The sequence below is a fragment of the Bacillus cereus group sp. BfR-BA-01524 genome (assembly GCF_022662595.1).
Taxonomy (GTDB): domain Bacteria; phylum Bacillota; class Bacilli; order Bacillales; family Bacillaceae_G; genus Bacillus_A; species Bacillus_A thuringiensis_S.
Map to the genome: position 1 here is coordinate 1 of NZ_JAKUDW010000125.1, position 14,888 is coordinate 14,888.

A 14,888-nucleotide genomic window follows, 5' to 3' on the forward strand; every position below is an offset into this window, starting at 1 on the left:
ATATAATTTCATTCATCGTGAACTACGCACGATTCACCGTGCATCATAGTCAATTTCTTTCAACTGACATCGTTTAGTAAAGAATGTTTTATATCCGAGCTGTAAGAAGATGATGACAGCGAAAGCGGTACTTCCTGAAATACCGAGTATGATGGCGATTTGATATTGAATGGCTGTGAATGGTGATACACCGGATAATATTTGACCAGTCATCATGCCTGGTAAGCTTATAATTCCCATTCCGACCATAGAATTAATTGTTGGTAAAATAGCAGAGTCAAAAGCGTCTCGAATGAGCGGAGCAGCAGCTTCTTTCGGTGTTGCTCCGAGCATAAGTGCACCTTCAATTTGACCTCTTTGCGACTTCATATTGTTTAAGAACGTATTTGCGCCGAGAGAAACACCAGTCATGGCATTCCCAACTAACATTCCTGTAATAGGGACGATATATTGCGGAGCATACCAAGGGTCATGACCGATAATAACGAAGATAAATAGTAGAAGTGGCCCAATTGATCCGGCGACCATGGAAAGGGCGGCTACTCGTTTTAATTCTTTAGACATCGGGATGTTAACTCGTTTATAAATATTAAAAATTGCAAAGGTAGTAATAGAAGTAATAAGAGCAATTGTATAAAATGGATTACTGTTTTCAAATACGTATGTAAGGACATATGCAACAAGTACGAGCTGAATGGTCATACGGAATGTTGCAATCGTAATTTGTTTCTCACGAGGTATTCCTTTGAATTTTACGAGTCCAATTAAAATAAGAATGAAAATATAGGCAGCGGCAAGTTGCCAAATTTGGAGTTCAATAACGCCCTTCAACTGAGAGCACTTCCTTTCTAGTTGCACCCTTTGTTTTGCTAATTTCAATAATATCGTCTGCAATTTCTTCTGGAAGTTGTTGCGAGTGCGTGATGAAAATAACTGTTTTTTTCTTTTTTCGTGCTAGTTCAGTAAATTGTTTCATAACGCGGCGTTCTGTATCACTGTCTAGTGCTGAAGTGGGTTCATCTAATAAATAAACAGGCGGATCCATAAGTACAATACGAGCAAAGGCAAGTCTTTGTTTTTCACCGCCGGATAATGAGGAGGCGCTATCTTCTAATTGCTTGTCTAAGCTAACGGTTTGTAACGCACTCCGCAGGGCATCATCATTTGGAAATGATTTTTCAGAAAGACGAAGTCCCATTAATAGGTTGTCTTTAACGGTTCCATCAAAAATAGGTGGAGTTTGCCCAAGCATAACTACGTCACGACGTAATTGAATAGGCGGATAATCAGAAATTAATTTTCCGTTATATTCAATTGTGCCGGATGTTGGAGATTGTAAATCGTTTAACATGCGAAGCAACGTGCTTTTTCCGCTTCCGCTTTCACCGATAATGCAAGTAATCTTTTCTTTTTGAATCTGTAAATAAGGAATGTGTAGTATATCTTTATATATAACGTCTTTTAATATAAACATAAATCGCTCCTTTCTGATTCTAGTTATATCGTATCAAAAAAAGAGGGAGAAATGGTTATAACGAACAACGTTTTTTCTTCGTTTTAAGTTTTATTAGTAAGTTAAGTAAACGATCTAATTCTTGGCTGAAAGAAATCACTTTATCATGAGTGAATCCGTATCGTTCAACGAGATAGATTAACTCTTTTTTTTTCGCTTCTATTCGATTGTTTAGTTTCGATAAGTTCATAAGTGGAATGTAATGCCTCCTATAAAAGTATTTATCACATAAAAAATAAGACCGAATGAATTCGGTCTTAAAGGAAATAATAAAACAACTTACAAATAGCATACACTATTCATCGGTAGTTTTTAATATTAAAATGAAAAATAAATCATTATACATATTGAGAAAGATGTGTCTGATAATTTTTAAAAACTGATGCAAAGAAGCTGCCTACATAGTAGACAGCCTGTAAAGTATTAACCCTTATGATATTTGTACATCCAAAGAAGACCGGATTTTAATAATCTTGGTACACGTCCCATTAATGGTTGATTTGCGAGTAAACCGAATCCATGCTTTTTACCAAGAGATCCTAGAACACCTTTTAATTTAATAACAGGTAGTTCATCAGGGAGTGGTTCATTATTCCAACGTTTTAATAATATTTGGACAATTTGTTCTCCTTGACCTTCAGCAAGTTGGGCAGATGGTGCATGTGGAAGTGCTGCGCAATCTCCTACAACGTAAACGTGCTCATTGTTTGGAATATTATGATATTTAGTTAAGACAACCCGTCCGCTACCATCTTGTTCAACTGGAAGGTTTCGAACAACTTCATTTGCTTGAATACCAGCTGTCCAGACGATTGCATCACATTCAAGTGGTTCATCGTGGTTATACACAATATTTGGTTCCACTTTTGTAATGTTAGAGTTTCTTATAATATTAACTTTATGTTTTACGAACCATTCTTCTACGTATCTACTTAATTTCTCTGGATACGGGAATAAAATTCTATCTTTTCGATCAAATAAATAGATTTTTAAATCAGAACGACTTTCGCGAAGTTCACTTGCTACTTCAACGCCGCTTAAGCCGGCGCCAACAACCGCTACAGTTGCGTTTGGTTCTAGACTATTTAATTGTTCATATGTTTTACGTGTTTGTTCAATCGATTGTAGGCTATGTGTATATTCCTTCGCCCCAGGAACGTTATGATATTTATCTTCACAGCCAAGCCCGATAATTAAATCATCATATTGGATCGCTTCGCCGCCATCGAGATGAACCGCTTTTTCTTCGAGATCAATATTTGTTATTGTGCCGTATTGAATATTGAGGCGTGGGTGCTCAGGAAACGGTATACGAATATGCGCTTCTGAAATAGTACCCGCAACTAATGCATAATATTCAGTTTTGAAACAATGATATGGTACTTTGTCGATTAATGTCACTTGTACATCATCCGGAAGTTGGTTGCTTGGAAGTAGCCGTTGCAGAATTCTCATTCCACCGTAGCCGCCACCTAGTATTACGAGGTGTTTCATGATGGATTACCCCTTTTCTGTTGAAATATCCCCTAATCATAAAATTTTATATTAATAAAATATTTTGACTTTACTCAATCAAATTATATCGAATTTGTGAACAAATAACAATGCATGAATGAATACTCTGTTGTACAATAAGAAGAAAAGTAAAGTAAACTGTTTTGCCTTTTTAGTTACTATTTCATTGCAAGTAGCATGTTATATAAAATAAAACCATCTACTTTGAAGTGAAATAGTGAAGTAACTAAATAGTTTAGGATGTATAACGAAAACAACAAGAGACAGCTTAGTTTTCTTCTTATAGATGAAGTCAGAAGGTAATTTGTTTTGTAGTACAGGGGGGAGAATTTTGATTAAACCATTAATTGAATTTTGTGTAGGTAACCTTGCAAGTGGTTCACAAGCAGCGTTAGAGAAATTAGAAAAAGATCCGAATTTAGATGTAATGGAATATGGTTGTTTAGGATATTGTGGTATTTGTTTTGAAGGACCATTTGCACTTGTGAATGGTGAAGTTGTACAAGGTGCGACAGTAGAAGAGCTTGTAAATAATGTATATGATTATTTGGATGAAAATCCAATGTTTTAAGGTGTTGCGAATGAGCAACGCCTTTTTCATTTTATTTTAGATAAAACGTTATTTTGGAGGGTAGTTTAATACTATAGATAAATAAAAAAAGGCCCTTTTTAGAAGGGCTTTTTTCTTACACAATGTGTGTAAGAGTGGCTCATCGCCAAACGTTGTCAAATATGAGAAACGGGGGACATTCATATTGTGTTCTAAAAGCATGCATTCTATACTTAAAATAACAAATTATTTTTGGAGTGAATACAAATGAGCCAATTTTCTTTTACAAAAATGCATGGTCTTGGCAATAGTTATATATATGTAAATATGTTTGAAGAGCAAATTCCTGAAGAAGATTTAGCTCTTGTGGCGGAAAAGGTTTCAAATATTAATACTGGTATTGGAGCAGACGGAATGATTTTAATTTGTCCGTCTGATGTAGCTCCGGTGAAAATGCGTATGTTTAATAATGACGGATCAGAAGGAAAGAGCTGTGGTAATGGTTTGCGCTGCGTAGCGAAATATGCGTATGAGCATAAACTAGTAGAAGAAACAGTTTTCACAATTGAAACGTTAGCTGGTATTGTAACGGCTGAAGTAACAGTAGAAGATGGTGTCGTGAAATTAGCGAAAATCGATATGGGAGCACCGCGTCTAACACGTGCAGAAATACCGATGCTCGGTGAAGGTGAAACACCATTTATTCGTGAAAACTTCTTATACAATAATCATCGTTATGCATTTACGGCTGTTTCAATGGGGAACCCGCACGCGGTTATTTTTGTTGAGGATGTAGAGAAAGCACCTCTTACAACACTTGGTCCAGTTCTTGAGACACATGAAATGTTCCCAGAGCGAGTGAATGTTGAATTTATCGAGATTTTAAACGATGAAGAAATGAATTTCCGTGTTTGGGAACGTGGTTCTGGTGTAACGCAAGCTTGCGGAACAGGGGCATGCGCTGCAGTTGTAGCTGCTATTTTGAATGGCAAGATGGAACGTGGTAAAGAAATTACCGTTCATTTAGCTGGCGGCGATTTAATGATTGCTTGGACAGAAGAAGGAAACGTGTTAATGAAAGGACCTGCGGAAGTAATTTGCCGCGGAGTGTATGAGTACAAGATAGAAGCGTAAAGATGTATAATAGAATGAGAACAGAAAGGATGTGTATTTCATGATTGAAGTAACAGAACAAGCAGCTTTTCAAATTAAAGATATGTTAAAAGATGCTGAAGATGGAGAGAAGTACGTGCGCCTTGCTGTACATGGCGGCGGATGTACTGGCCTTTCTTACGGCTTAGGATTTGAAGTAGAACCAAAAGAAGACGACACAGTTCTTGAGTTTTTCGGTGTTGAATTTGTTATCGATACAGAAAGTGCTCCAATTGTTAAAGGAGTAAAAATTGATTATAAACAATCTATGCTTGGTGGCGGATTCACAATCGACAATCCAAATGCAATCGCATCATGCGGATGCGGATCATCTTTCCGTACAGCTACGAATGCTGGTAAGCCAGAAGAGTGCTAAGGTTTTAGCCGAAATAGAAAAAGGCCTTTTTAACGATGGATGAAATCGTTAAAAAGGTCTTTTTTTTGTCGTAAAAGTGCGATTAGTACGGGCTAATTAAAGTTTCACTTTATCTTTGCATAGATGCAAGTATCAGTTAGTTGTTTGCCGTCAGCTGAAAAATCTTCATTACGTAATATCCCTTCAAGTTCAAAGTCTAGTTTTTCAGGAATCGCACGACTTTTCGTGTTATTACGTTCACATCGTATTTCAATCCTTCTAAATTTGAATAACTGAAATCCAAGGTTTATTAACGCATTTACTACTTCTGTCATATATCCATTGCCACTAAATTGCGTGCTAATCCAGTATCCAATTTCACATTTAGAAACCTTCCAATCAATTCCGTGAAGGCTAGCGGTTCCAATAAAATCCTTCGTCTCCTTATGGTAGATAAGATAGCGAAAGCTTTCTCTTTTCAAAAAATCTATATGCGCATTTCTCAGGAGAATTTCCGTTTCTTCAACAGTAGGAATGGACTGGAATAAAGACAACCACTGCTTTAATTCACGAATTGAATCTTTAATAGCTTCATGTACTACATTCCCTTCACCTGCTTGAAGGGGGGCTCGAAGAATGAGTCTGTTTGTTTCTATTTGTAACGGAACATCTAATAAAATAGGGTTCATATTATTTCTCCTCTCGAAACCTTTAAATTAGGACAGAGTGAAACTTATGTAAAAAACTTTCGCTCAAAAGCTAGAAAATAATAAATACATATTCAATTCATCATTTAGAAATCCCTTTTTACATATTGAAAATGAAACGGTTAGTTGAATAAGGAATGATTATTTTTTTGATTTTTTTTTTGCATAATTAGAAGTTGGTTTATGTGTATGAAGAAGTTTAATGAAGTGGTAGCGACTCATCTAAACTTAGAATCTGTACTCATGCCAATTGGTGATGGAATGACAATTTCTAAAGTGAAGAAATAATTATTATCTTACAAAAGTGTAATGTTCATGTCATGTTTTTGAATTTCTTCTTTAAGCTCTGGGCTTTAAGATAAGAATATAAGAAAAAACATATGAGGTGAAGGAAATGAAAAGGTACATTGCACTGTTTAGTATTTTAGTTGTATTCGCAAGCTTGTTAGTTGGTTGTGATTTAAACCGTATGGGTAAAGATGAGTATTACGTTCAAATTACAGTAGATGGAAAAGAAGTTCATAGTAAAGCTGATAATGGTCAAAAATTTAAAGATTATGAATATAAGTTGACTGGCTTTGATAAAGATGGTAAAGAGAAAGAATTAGAATTTACAGCTCAAAAAAATCTTCGTAAAGAAGCATTCCTACGCGTATATCACTCAGATAAAAAAGGTGTATCAGCTTGGGAAGAAGTAAAGAAAGACGAGCTTCCAGCGAAAGTGAAAGAAAAATTAGGCGTGAAATAAGACAGATAGAAAAGGAATTGACGAACAGGGTCAATTCCTTTTTTTGCTTTCAAATTCTTCTTCTGAAATGACTTTAAATCCGTGTCTTTTAAATAAAGCAGTAGTTACCCCGTAACCAGTTTGTTTATTCCCGTTAAATTCTCCAGTGTAAATCGTAGAACTACCACAAGATGGACTGCGTTCCTTTAAAATAATATATTCTGGATGTAAATCTTTCATTTGTTCTAGAGCTTTATAAGCACCGCTCACGAAAGCTTCTGTAACATCTTCACCGTCTTTTGTCATCACTTTTGCTTTTCCGTCCAAAACGTCATCGCCATTCCCGCCAATAATTTCAGCTGAGGGACGAGGTGTTGGCAATCCTCCTAATACTTCAGGACAAATGAGGACTGTATCTTCTTTTTGTAGTAGCTCCTCTATTTTTGAAACGAGATTGTCATTTCCGTCATATCGACAAGCGATACCACCTAAACAAGCGCTAATTACGATCATATTTTCATCTCCATTAAAAAAATATTAAATTCCACGCCAAATTCTCTTCCTGCCTCTTACTTATAAATGAGGTGATATAAATGGGAAGCTTATATAATTTAATGAAACCATACAGTGAATTTCAAAGTAAAGAAGAGTTTAATGCATATCAAAAACAAGTTTTGAAGTGTTATCGATTTCAATTGAATAAAACGGATGCTACCATTATTTATTTTTTAGGAAAGTATGCAGTGAATGAGAAACAGAAAACAGTGGGAGTTGCTTGTTCGTTAATGGAGACGATTGCTACAAATATTGGGAAAAGTATTCGTACAGTACGCCGTTCAATTGCAAAGTTAGAGGAACTAGGAATAATAAAGCGTGTTGCGACAAAGGAAAGACATAAACGCGGCGGATATAGTGCGAACTTATATGTATTTCTTGCATCTGCAATTGACCGCATGGATGACCGTATGAAAATGTCCGCATGTGAAAGTGAGGATTATGCAGCTGGCTGTAGCGGAAAGGAGCAAAAAAGCGAGGGGGAAACAATTCTTTCTAAAAACATTCCACAAATAAAAGAGAAAAGAAAAGGAACGTACGAGCTTGATGAAACGTATTGTCGTCACGATATACCAAAGCCTTTTATATACGCACTTGTGCCAATGACAAGTAACCCGAAGAAGATTAACTTACTGTGGAGTAAGGTGGAGCTTGCTTATAAAAAGAGCGGGTTACTAGAGCAAGATGTTTTGCTAGAGCAAATATTAGCTGATGAAGAAGTGTATGGAAATTTCATTTGGCGAGTAAAGAGTGTTGTGAGAGCGTATAAATATGGGGAAATCCGTAAAAATGTTAAGGCGCTTTTATATAGTACAGTGCGGGATCTATTTTTAGAGGTTGGACTAGAATGGGGAGCAGCTGTGAGACGAAGTAAGGGGATACCGTTATTTGATCCGTTTAAAAAGGAGCCATGCGAACACATGACTCCAAGTAGCTAATCGAACTTTCTTACAACTGGGACACGAATCGCTACAAATAGTACGAAGACGATAACAGCAATTGCACCGCTTTTCATAACGGTTACGATTGGAATTCCCATTGCAAGTGCGATTGATGTGAATGCATAAGAGAGCGGGATAAAGCCCATTGATGATAGCATAAGTAAGCTCATTACGCGTCCCATCATTTCCTCTTTTACTGTCGATTGAATCATCGCCATAAGCGGAACGATAGCCATTGCAATTGTAATACCATAAAACATGCCGGCTAATAATGCTTGCCAAAGTACGGTGCTAAAGTTGATGGATAAGAAGAATACACCAGACAGTAGCATCATGATAATGCAAAATAGTCCGCGTCTACGATTAATATTTTTTAAACCGACAATGACAGCGCCTATTGCCATTCCGCCGCCTACAGATGCTTCTAAGTAACTGAAATGGAGCGAGTCACCGTGCAGAACATTTTTAACGAAAAGCGGGAAACCGACCTGCATCGGACCAATTAAAAATAAATTTAAAAAGGCGCTACAAAGAAGGAAAGTTGAAAGGAATGGCGATTCCTTTACATATAAGATTCCTTCTTTAATAGAAGTGAACATACCTTTATCTGTATCTTTTAGTTCTGGCATCGTAAATTGTATTTTTTGAACGAGTATGGCTGCGACAATCAGTAATAAAATTGTAATGGAAAATATTGTCTCGTAGTTTGTAAATTTGATCAGAATTCCACCAAGTACAGGGCCTAAGATGACCGATGCTTGGTTCGTCATTTGTGTAAGTGAGTTTGCTTGTGTTAAACGGCTTTTTTCTACAAGTTCAGGTAAGATTGATCCGTCAGCTGACCAGAAAAAAGCATCAGCAAGTCCAAAGAATAAAGCGAATAAAGCAAATGTATATAGTGTTACATCACCAACGATAAACCATGTGAGAATGGTTGCGACAAGAATCGCTCGAATAATATTGGAGTAAAACATAATGTTTTTTTTCGGGAATTTATCAGCTACAGCGCCGCCGATAATCATAAAAATAAGCCTTGGAACACTAAGAGCTACGAAAACAACACCGAGTGAAGCTTCAAGGTTTAATGTTTTTGCTATGTACCACGTTTGTGAAAAAGTAAAAAAGGCTAAAGCAAAGCTTGAAAAAAGAGTAGCTGCCCAAAGAAAAAGGAAATTCGTATTTTTTAATAACGGTTTTCCGCTTCCTTCTAAAGCAGTTTTATTTTGTTGTAGTTCCTCCATATTGTTTCCTTTCTATGTGACAAATTTAAACTGAAAAACCAGTAAACGCCCGATTGGTGAGGGCTAATACTCAATGGGAGATGCCCTCCGCTGAGTATAGTTTCACTTTATACAGTTTCTAATATTTCTATACTGCACTTTCTCATTGTAGACAATAATAATGGATTTGCCCAGTAGCTATTTAACGACAAAAAAAGATGCCGAATGGGCATCTTTTTTTAGGCTAACGCAATATAAATATCCAATTGTGCATGATTTGGGTCTAATGCTCTTTCGGCGTAAAGTTCAAAGTCTGTTGTGAAGGCACGTTTATTTTCTTTCGACCATTGCCAAATATATTCCCAAGCTTCGCAAACGACTTCAGCAACTGGTCCCTTTCTCGTTGTAAATACCGCATACGTAGCGGCAGGTATTGTTAAAGTTGTCATATTTTCAGGAACTTCTTCTAATGAAGAAACGGGCATACCGATTGTAAATGTATATGTACCGGTTTCATCTGATTCGTAGTTTGAGTAGAAAGCGAATGTTTCTTTCGTTTGTTGATTTGGGATGTGATGCATCATTTGTTCTTGAAAGTATCGGTTCCAAAGCTCGGGAATGTTTCCTTGAGTAGATGCCTCTTTTTCATTAGTCGTCGTAATCGAAACGCCGATTGCTTGGAAAGCTTCTTTTTTTACGATAATGGGTTCGTTTATCATTAACAATTCCTCCTCCAAAATAAGAACGTACGTTCCTTTATAATGTAACATATTTTTACATGTAACGGTTATTGTTTTTTGAAAATTTTAATCATAAACAACAAACTGAAATAACTAAAAAATGGTAAAAATTCTATTGTATGTATGAATAGGTTAGGGAGTATGTTAAGATTTTTATGTATCCTTTAACTGTTATATAAACCTATACAGTAGAGCGTTTTTACTATATTAAAAAATGGTAAAGGTTTGTATAAGTGTCCGATATATATATATTATTTTTGATAAATTGAAATAGTAATATTCTATGAGATTTATATTGTTGAAATTGGGATTTCAACGATACATTTTCGTAGGGCGGATTGTTGCGAGTGGATATATATTGCTATGCCTCCGGCTACTAAATGAAAGGGTTACTGAAATTAAGTAGACGGATAGCAAGTATATAGAAAGGAGAAAGGTAGAAAATATGAAGCAAGTATTGAAGTGTTTTAATGTCGTAACGATGATCACACTTCTCCTATCCATCATATTGCCTTCACCCAGTGCTTTTGCTACAGAGATAAATAAAAAAAGCTGGGATGAGTTACAAGGAAATGATGTGAAAATTAAGGCAGAGCAAGTAAATGCTGAAATATATAAGGGAGAAGTAGCGGAGAGGGAGCACGTATTTCAATATACGATTGAAAATACGGGAGATATACCAATTCAAGAATTGGTAATTAAACAAAATAATGAGAATGAAATCACGTTCCCTTCGCAATCTGTGAAAGTAAACGGAGAGAAGTTACCTGAAAATAAGGTAGCGGATTTCTATGTAGAGGAAAAAGATAAGGGAGGAAAGATTCTTTCTTCTAATCTTAAAATTCAAGATTTAAAATCACATGAAAAAATGACTGTGTTAATAAAAGCTCGTCGTGCACAACATTTTAATAAAGAGTATAAGCAAAAAATTAGTGTGCAAAAGGATCAACTACAAATAGGGAGCATGTCTGTAGATGTTGAAGGGCTTCCTTCTGAAGATAAGTTGGAAGCTAATACCGATGATGAGGTTGACAGTAGTAAGAAAGCTATCGGATCAACAACTGATTCAAAAACTAAAGAAGTAGATGGAAAATTAAAAGTATCTGTAGAAGATAAAAATAAACCTACACAAAAAACAGAAATAGAGAAGGTACAACAACCTGAAGCTGAGGAGCAACTAAAAGAAGAGAAAAAGCAATCACCTTTAGCAGTAAAGCAGAGTGATGCAGAAGTACAAGCTGCATCAGAAAATGCTTCGAAGGTTCAAATCCAAACAGGAGATAAACAAGGATTTGGAGACCCACTGTATTCTATTATTACTGCCGGTAATTTAGTACAAACTGGTAATGTGACGCTTGGTTTGACTACGGATCATTATGGAAGACAAAGTATGGGTTATAAAACGAATAAAATGACTGTGAACGTTGATAACGATGATAGTACTTTTAATTCGTCAACAGGTGCATTTCCTAACATCCCTGCCGGAAGTAAAGTGAAAAAGGCGTATTTGTTTTGGACAGCTGCAATGGGAACTGTAACTAGTACAAATGTTAATCAAAGAGTTAGTGATAATGATGTACGACAACCAGTCAAAATGAAAATGGGAAATAAAGAATATGCAGAGGTAAGTGCTGATAGCATACGAAAAGCGGATTACCTACCTTATATTTCTAATTACTCAGGTAGTGGTGCTGGTTATGTTGCGTATGCAGATGTAACAAATGTAATTGCACAGCAAGGCATTTCTCAAACGTTGACAGTTGCGAATGTGCCACAAATTAAAGATGTAGCAGGTGGCGGCTATTACTGGGGTAACTGGAATCTTATATTAGTTTATGAAAACTATAAAGAAACAGTAAAAGACATGAAGATTTGGGAAGGGCTAGTCTCTCAAAAAAGCACAGCTTGGACAGATATTAGTGTTAATAAAATAAACACACCAAAAGAAGGTGCTTTTAAGGCGAAATTTAGTTATTTTTCATCGCAAGGTGATCCAGCTGAGAAAGATGGATATGCATATGATTATGGAGAATATGATTTTGGTGCTGGATATATAAAGATAAAAAATATTAACGGTAAAGATAATGATGCGAATGATTCGTCTATGACAGAAGTACAAGTAGACGGTACTAACGAGTTTGTTACAAAAAAATATCCAGGATATAACCCGGATTGGACAAATTCATTCAGTACTGACATTCATACGTATCATCTTGAAGGACCTACTCAAGTAAAAAATGATTTAAAAGAAGCAAAAATGCGTTTTAGAGCAAATGGTGGTACTGGTGATATTTACGTATTAAACAATGCTACATTCGTAACAGAACATAATGCTCCAAACTTACAAGTTGATAAAAAGGCATTAGATAGTGCTGGTAAAGAAGTTAAGGAAATTAAAGCCGGTGAAGAGTTTACGTATCAAATTGAAGTGAAAAATGATACGAAAAATAACCAAGCACCTGTATCTAATGTAAAAGGTTTTGATAAATTAGATGATCGTTTAGAGTATGTTCCGGGGTCTATTCAATATGTTTCTGGAAGTAATAAAGGAAATAAAACAGATAATGCAAGCGACGATGAAGCAGAGTTTGTAAATAATCAAATTGATTTCCGTATTGGTGAAGGGGCAGATGCTAAAGACGGTGGTGTTTTAAAGCCTGGTGAAAGTGCCATTATTACATTTAAAGTAAAAGTGAAAGCTTCTGTACAATCAGATACAACAATAAAAAATATCGTTGCTGTAAAGGGAAAAGATAGTACCGAGGTAAATTATGAGACTGCAGATGATGCAAATGTTACGGTTACGCTGCCAAAAGAAGTTCCGGGAGAAATAGATGCGAGAAAAATAGCTTCTAATAAAACACCGAAGCTAGGTGACGAGGTAGAGTATCGTATTACATTTAAAAATAAGACAAAAGATGGACGTCTAGATGTATTGACAATTGAAGACGAATTACCAAGTAGTCTTGAATACGTGAAAGATAGCTTGAAAGCCGAAGGTATAAAACCAGAGCCAGTAGAGCTAAAGTTTGAAAATGGCAAAGTAATGGCAAAGTATCCAGAAATTATGGATATGGAAGAAAGAAGTATCGTCTTTAAAACAAAAGTAAAAGAAACTGCAAAAATTGGTGAAGAAATTGTTAACAAAGCAAGCGTTAGTGATAAAACAAATCCACCAAAGAATCTAGAAGAGAAGATTACACCGCAGCATAAGGCCGGTAAAATTGATGCAAAGAAAAAAGCAACAAATAAGAAGCCGAAGCTAGGAGAAGAAGTTGAATATCAAATTAGCTTCAAAAATACGGTGGAAAACGGAAAACTAGATGCAGTTACAATAGAAGATGAAATTCCAGCTAACTTAGAATTTGTTCAAGGCAGTGAGCGAGCTGAAGGTGCTGAACCAAATCCAGTAGAGTTAAAAGTAGAAAATGGCAAGGTAATAGCAAAATATCCAGAAATTACGGATACAAAAGAGCGAAGCATTGCCTTTAAAGTGAAAGTAAAAGAAGAGGCAAAAGCGGGAGAAACGATTGTTAATAAAGCGGTTGTGAGTGAGCCAAATGGACAATCTGAGCATCCAGAAGAAAAGATTACGCCGGATTATAAATACGGTAAAGTGGATGTAGAAAAAAGCGTAACGAATCAAACACCAAAACTAGGAGAAGAAGTGGAATACCGAATTACATTTTATAATACGGTAGAAAATGGAAAACTAGAAAAGGTGCTAGTAGAAGATACATTACCTAAAGGTGTTGAATATGTGAAAGATAGTTTGAAAGCTGAAGGCATAAAACCAGAGCCAGTAGAACTAAAAGTGGAAGACGGAAAAGTAATTGCAAAGTATCCAGAAATTATGGATACAGAAAAAAGAAGTATTGTTTTTAAAGTGAAAGTAAAAGATTCGGCAAAAGTAGGGGAGGCAATTGTAAATAAAGCAATTGCAAAAGATCCGAAAAATGAGCCTGTTGAATCAAAGGTTGTTATTACACCGCAAAGTAAAAAAGGTGAAATTGCTGCTACAAAGGTAGTTAATAATAAGAAACCAAAGCTAGGTGAGGAAATCGAGTACCGCATTAGTTTTCATAATACGGTTGAGAACGGAAAACTAGAAGAGGTGCGAGTGGAAGATACAATTCCAAAAGGTCTTGAATATGTAGAAAATAGCATCAAGGCTGAAGGAGAAGCACCTGGACCAGTAGAATTAGCTGTTGAAAATGGGATAGTCAAAGCTAAGTATATCGATATTATGGATATGAAAGAAAGAAGTATCGTCTTTAAAGTAAAGGTGAAGGAAGAAGCAAAAGTAGATAAAGAGATTGTCAATAAAGCAATTGTTGATGATACGAAAAATCCACCGATTGAGCCGGAGGAAAGAATTACTCCGCAACATAAGGATGGAATAATTGATTCGACGAAGACAGTAGATAATCCATCACCAAAACTAGGCGAAGAAGTAGAATACCGAATTAGCTTTAAGAATACGGTAGAAAACGGAAAACTAGAAAAGGTAAAAATAGAGGATACAATTCCTAACGGTTTAGAGTATGTAAAAGGCAGTGAAAAGGCTGAAGGTGATAAACCAGCTCCATTAAAGTTAAGTGTGAAAGATGGAAAAGTTATTGCTGAGTACGAAAATATTACGGATATGAAAGAAAGAAGTATTGTCTTTAAGGTAAAGGTGAAGGAAGAAGCGGAAGTGGGTAAGGAAATCATCAATAAGGCAATTGTTGATGATATGAAACATCCGAAAGAACCAGAAGCGAAAATTACACCATTACATAAAGATGGAAAAATTAAAGCGAAGAAAATCGTAAATAATGAAACACCGAAGTTAGGAGAAGAAGTTGAATACCGAATTAGTATGAAAAATACGGTAAAGAACGGAAAGCTAACAGACGTGACAATAGAGGATA

Annotated in this window: 15 protein-coding genes; 7 read left to right on the top strand and 8 right to left on the bottom strand. The window is 35.9% G+C overall.

Going from position 1 to position 14,888, the window contains the following annotated elements:
• Nucleotides 1-33: 33 nt before the first annotated feature.
• The 4 genes from MR170_RS27175 to MR170_RS27190 all read right to left on the bottom strand — a co-directional run bounded on the left by MR170_RS27175 (nt 34) and on the right by MR170_RS27190 (nt 3,007).
• A complete protein-coding gene (locus tag MR170_RS27175; RefSeq protein WP_242310097.1) occupies nt 34-831 on the bottom strand; it encodes an ABC transporter permease in 798 nt (265 codons plus the stop codon).
• Complete coding sequence (locus tag MR170_RS27180) at nt 815-1,474, bottom strand: ABC transporter ATP-binding protein (protein WP_242310100.1); 660 nt, start codon at nt 1,472-1,474, stop codon at nt 815-817. Before MR170_RS27180 ends, MR170_RS27175 begins: the two co-directional genes overlap by 17 nt.
• 55 nt (nt 1,475-1,529) lie before the next feature.
• Nucleotides 1,530-1,703: an aspartyl-phosphate phosphatase Spo0E family protein gene (locus MR170_RS27185; RefSeq protein ID WP_001054089.1), complete on the bottom strand. Its 174-nt coding sequence runs from the start codon at nt 1,701-1,703 to the stop codon at nt 1,530-1,532.
• A 233-nt stretch (nt 1,704-1,936) separates the two neighbouring features.
• Nucleotides 1,937-3,007 carry an NAD(P)/FAD-dependent oxidoreductase gene (locus tag MR170_RS27190; RefSeq protein WP_242310103.1) on the bottom strand — a complete coding sequence of 357 codons (1,071 nt, stop codon included), beginning with the start codon at nt 3,005-3,007 and terminating at the stop codon, nt 1,937-1,939.
• Nucleotides 3,008-3,359: 352 nt separating this feature from the next.
• Between MR170_RS27190 and MR170_RS27195 the strand changes: the two genes are divergently transcribed.
• The 3 genes from MR170_RS27195 (at nt 3,360) to MR170_RS27205 (ending at nt 5,106) form a co-directional block, all read left to right on the top strand.
• Complete coding sequence (locus MR170_RS27195) at nt 3,360-3,599, top strand: YuzB family protein (RefSeq protein ID WP_000595025.1); 240 nt, start codon at nt 3,360-3,362, stop codon at nt 3,597-3,599.
• 246 nt (nt 3,600-3,845) lie between these two features.
• A complete protein-coding gene (gene dapF, locus MR170_RS27200) occupies nt 3,846-4,712 on the top strand; it encodes a diaminopimelate epimerase (RefSeq protein WP_043935755.1) in 867 nt (288 codons plus the stop codon).
• A 40-nt stretch (nt 4,713-4,752) separates the two neighbouring features.
• Nucleotides 4,753-5,106, top strand: coding sequence for a HesB/IscA family protein (locus tag MR170_RS27205; RefSeq protein WP_000573830.1), 354 nt, complete (start codon nt 4,753-4,755; stop codon nt 5,104-5,106).
• 104 nt (nt 5,107-5,210) lie between these two features.
• On the opposite strand, the gene MR170_RS27210 is transcribed toward MR170_RS27205, so the two are convergent.
• Nucleotides 5,211-5,774 carry a GNAT family N-acetyltransferase gene (locus tag MR170_RS27210; RefSeq protein WP_242310105.1) on the bottom strand — a complete coding sequence of 188 codons (564 nt, stop codon included), beginning with the start codon at nt 5,772-5,774 and terminating at the stop codon, nt 5,211-5,213.
• A 201-nt stretch (nt 5,775-5,975) separates the two neighbouring features.
• Between MR170_RS27210 and MR170_RS27215 the strand changes: the two genes are divergently transcribed.
• Nucleotides 5,976-6,080 carry a methyltransferase gene (locus MR170_RS27215; protein ID WP_242310108.1) on the top strand — a complete coding sequence of 35 codons (105 nt, stop codon included), beginning with the start codon at nt 5,976-5,978 and terminating at the stop codon, nt 6,078-6,080.
• Nucleotides 6,081-6,186: 106 nt separating this feature from the next.
• Nucleotides 6,187-6,540, top strand: a complete 354-nt coding sequence (locus tag MR170_RS27220) for a YxeA family protein (RefSeq protein WP_000833148.1) — start codon at nt 6,187-6,189, stop codon at nt 6,538-6,540.
• A gap of 30 nt (nt 6,541-6,570) precedes the next feature.
• Here MR170_RS27220 and MR170_RS27225 read toward each other — a convergent pair whose 3' ends face one another.
• Complete coding sequence (locus MR170_RS27225) at nt 6,571-7,032, bottom strand: 2-thiouracil desulfurase family protein (RefSeq protein ID WP_242310111.1); 462 nt, start codon at nt 7,030-7,032, stop codon at nt 6,571-6,573.
• Between the two features lie 80 nt (nt 7,033-7,112).
• Between MR170_RS27225 and MR170_RS27230 the strand changes: the two genes are divergently transcribed.
• The gene (locus tag MR170_RS27230) at nt 7,113-8,012 is read left to right on the top strand and encodes a helix-turn-helix domain-containing protein (RefSeq protein ID WP_242310113.1); all 900 of its coding nucleotides are present in this window, start codon (nt 7,113-7,115) and stop codon (nt 8,010-8,012) included.
• On the opposite strand, the gene MR170_RS27235 is transcribed toward MR170_RS27230, so the two are convergent.
• Together MR170_RS27235 and MR170_RS27240 are read right to left on the bottom strand one after the other, a co-directional pair.
• Nucleotides 8,009-9,256, bottom strand: coding sequence for an MFS transporter (locus tag MR170_RS27235; protein ID WP_000391931.1), 1,248 nt, complete (start codon nt 9,254-9,256; stop codon nt 8,009-8,011). The genes MR170_RS27230 and MR170_RS27235 overlap by 4 nt on opposite strands.
• 218 nt (nt 9,257-9,474) lie before the next feature.
• On the bottom strand, nt 9,475-9,954 hold the full coding sequence (locus MR170_RS27240) for a GyrI-like domain-containing protein (protein ID WP_242310115.1): 480 nt from the start codon (nt 9,952-9,954) through the stop codon (nt 9,475-9,477).
• Between the two features lie 466 nt (nt 9,955-10,420).
• On the opposite strand from MR170_RS27240, the gene MR170_RS27245 reads away from it, so the two are divergent.
• The coding region (locus MR170_RS27245; RefSeq protein ID WP_242310117.1) for an isopeptide-forming domain-containing fimbrial protein at nt 10,421-14,888 on the top strand (4,468 nt) is incomplete at its 3' end.

Bases quoted from the DNA above. Each gene is read 5' to 3' on its own strand.
- MR170_RS27180 (WP_242310100.1), bottom strand. From the start codon at position 1,474: ATGTTTATATTAAAAGACGTTATATATAAAGATATACTACACATTCCT.
- MR170_RS27185 (WP_001054089.1), bottom strand. From the start codon at position 1,703: ATGAACTTATCGAAACTAAACAATCGAATAGAAGCGAAAAAAAAAGAG.
- MR170_RS27190 (WP_242310103.1), bottom strand. From the start codon at position 3,007: ATGAAACACCTCGTAATACTAGGTGGCGGCTACGGTGGAATGAGAATT.
- dapF (WP_043935755.1), top strand. From the start codon at position 3,846: ATGAGCCAATTTTCTTTTACAAAAATGCATGGTCTTGGCAATAGTTAT.
- MR170_RS27205 (WP_000573830.1), top strand. From the start codon at position 4,753: ATGATTGAAGTAACAGAACAAGCAGCTTTTCAAATTAAAGATATGTTA.
- MR170_RS27210 (WP_242310105.1), bottom strand. From the start codon at position 5,774: ATGAACCCTATTTTATTAGATGTTCCGTTACAAATAGAAACAAACAGA.
- MR170_RS27215 (WP_242310108.1), top strand. From the start codon at position 5,976: ATGTGTATGAAGAAGTTTAATGAAGTGGTAGCGACTCATCTAAACTTA.
- MR170_RS27220 (WP_000833148.1), top strand. From the start codon at position 6,187: ATGAAAAGGTACATTGCACTGTTTAGTATTTTAGTTGTATTCGCAAGC.
- MR170_RS27225 (WP_242310111.1), bottom strand. From the start codon at position 7,032: ATGATCGTAATTAGCGCTTGTTTAGGTGGTATCGCTTGTCGATATGAC.
- MR170_RS27230 (WP_242310113.1), top strand. From the start codon at position 7,113: ATGGGAAGCTTATATAATTTAATGAAACCATACAGTGAATTTCAAAGT.
- MR170_RS27235 (WP_000391931.1), bottom strand. From the start codon at position 9,256: ATGGAGGAACTACAACAAAATAAAACTGCTTTAGAAGGAAGCGGAAAA.
- MR170_RS27240 (WP_242310115.1), bottom strand. From the start codon at position 9,954: ATGATAAACGAACCCATTATCGTAAAAAAAGAAGCTTTCCAAGCAATC.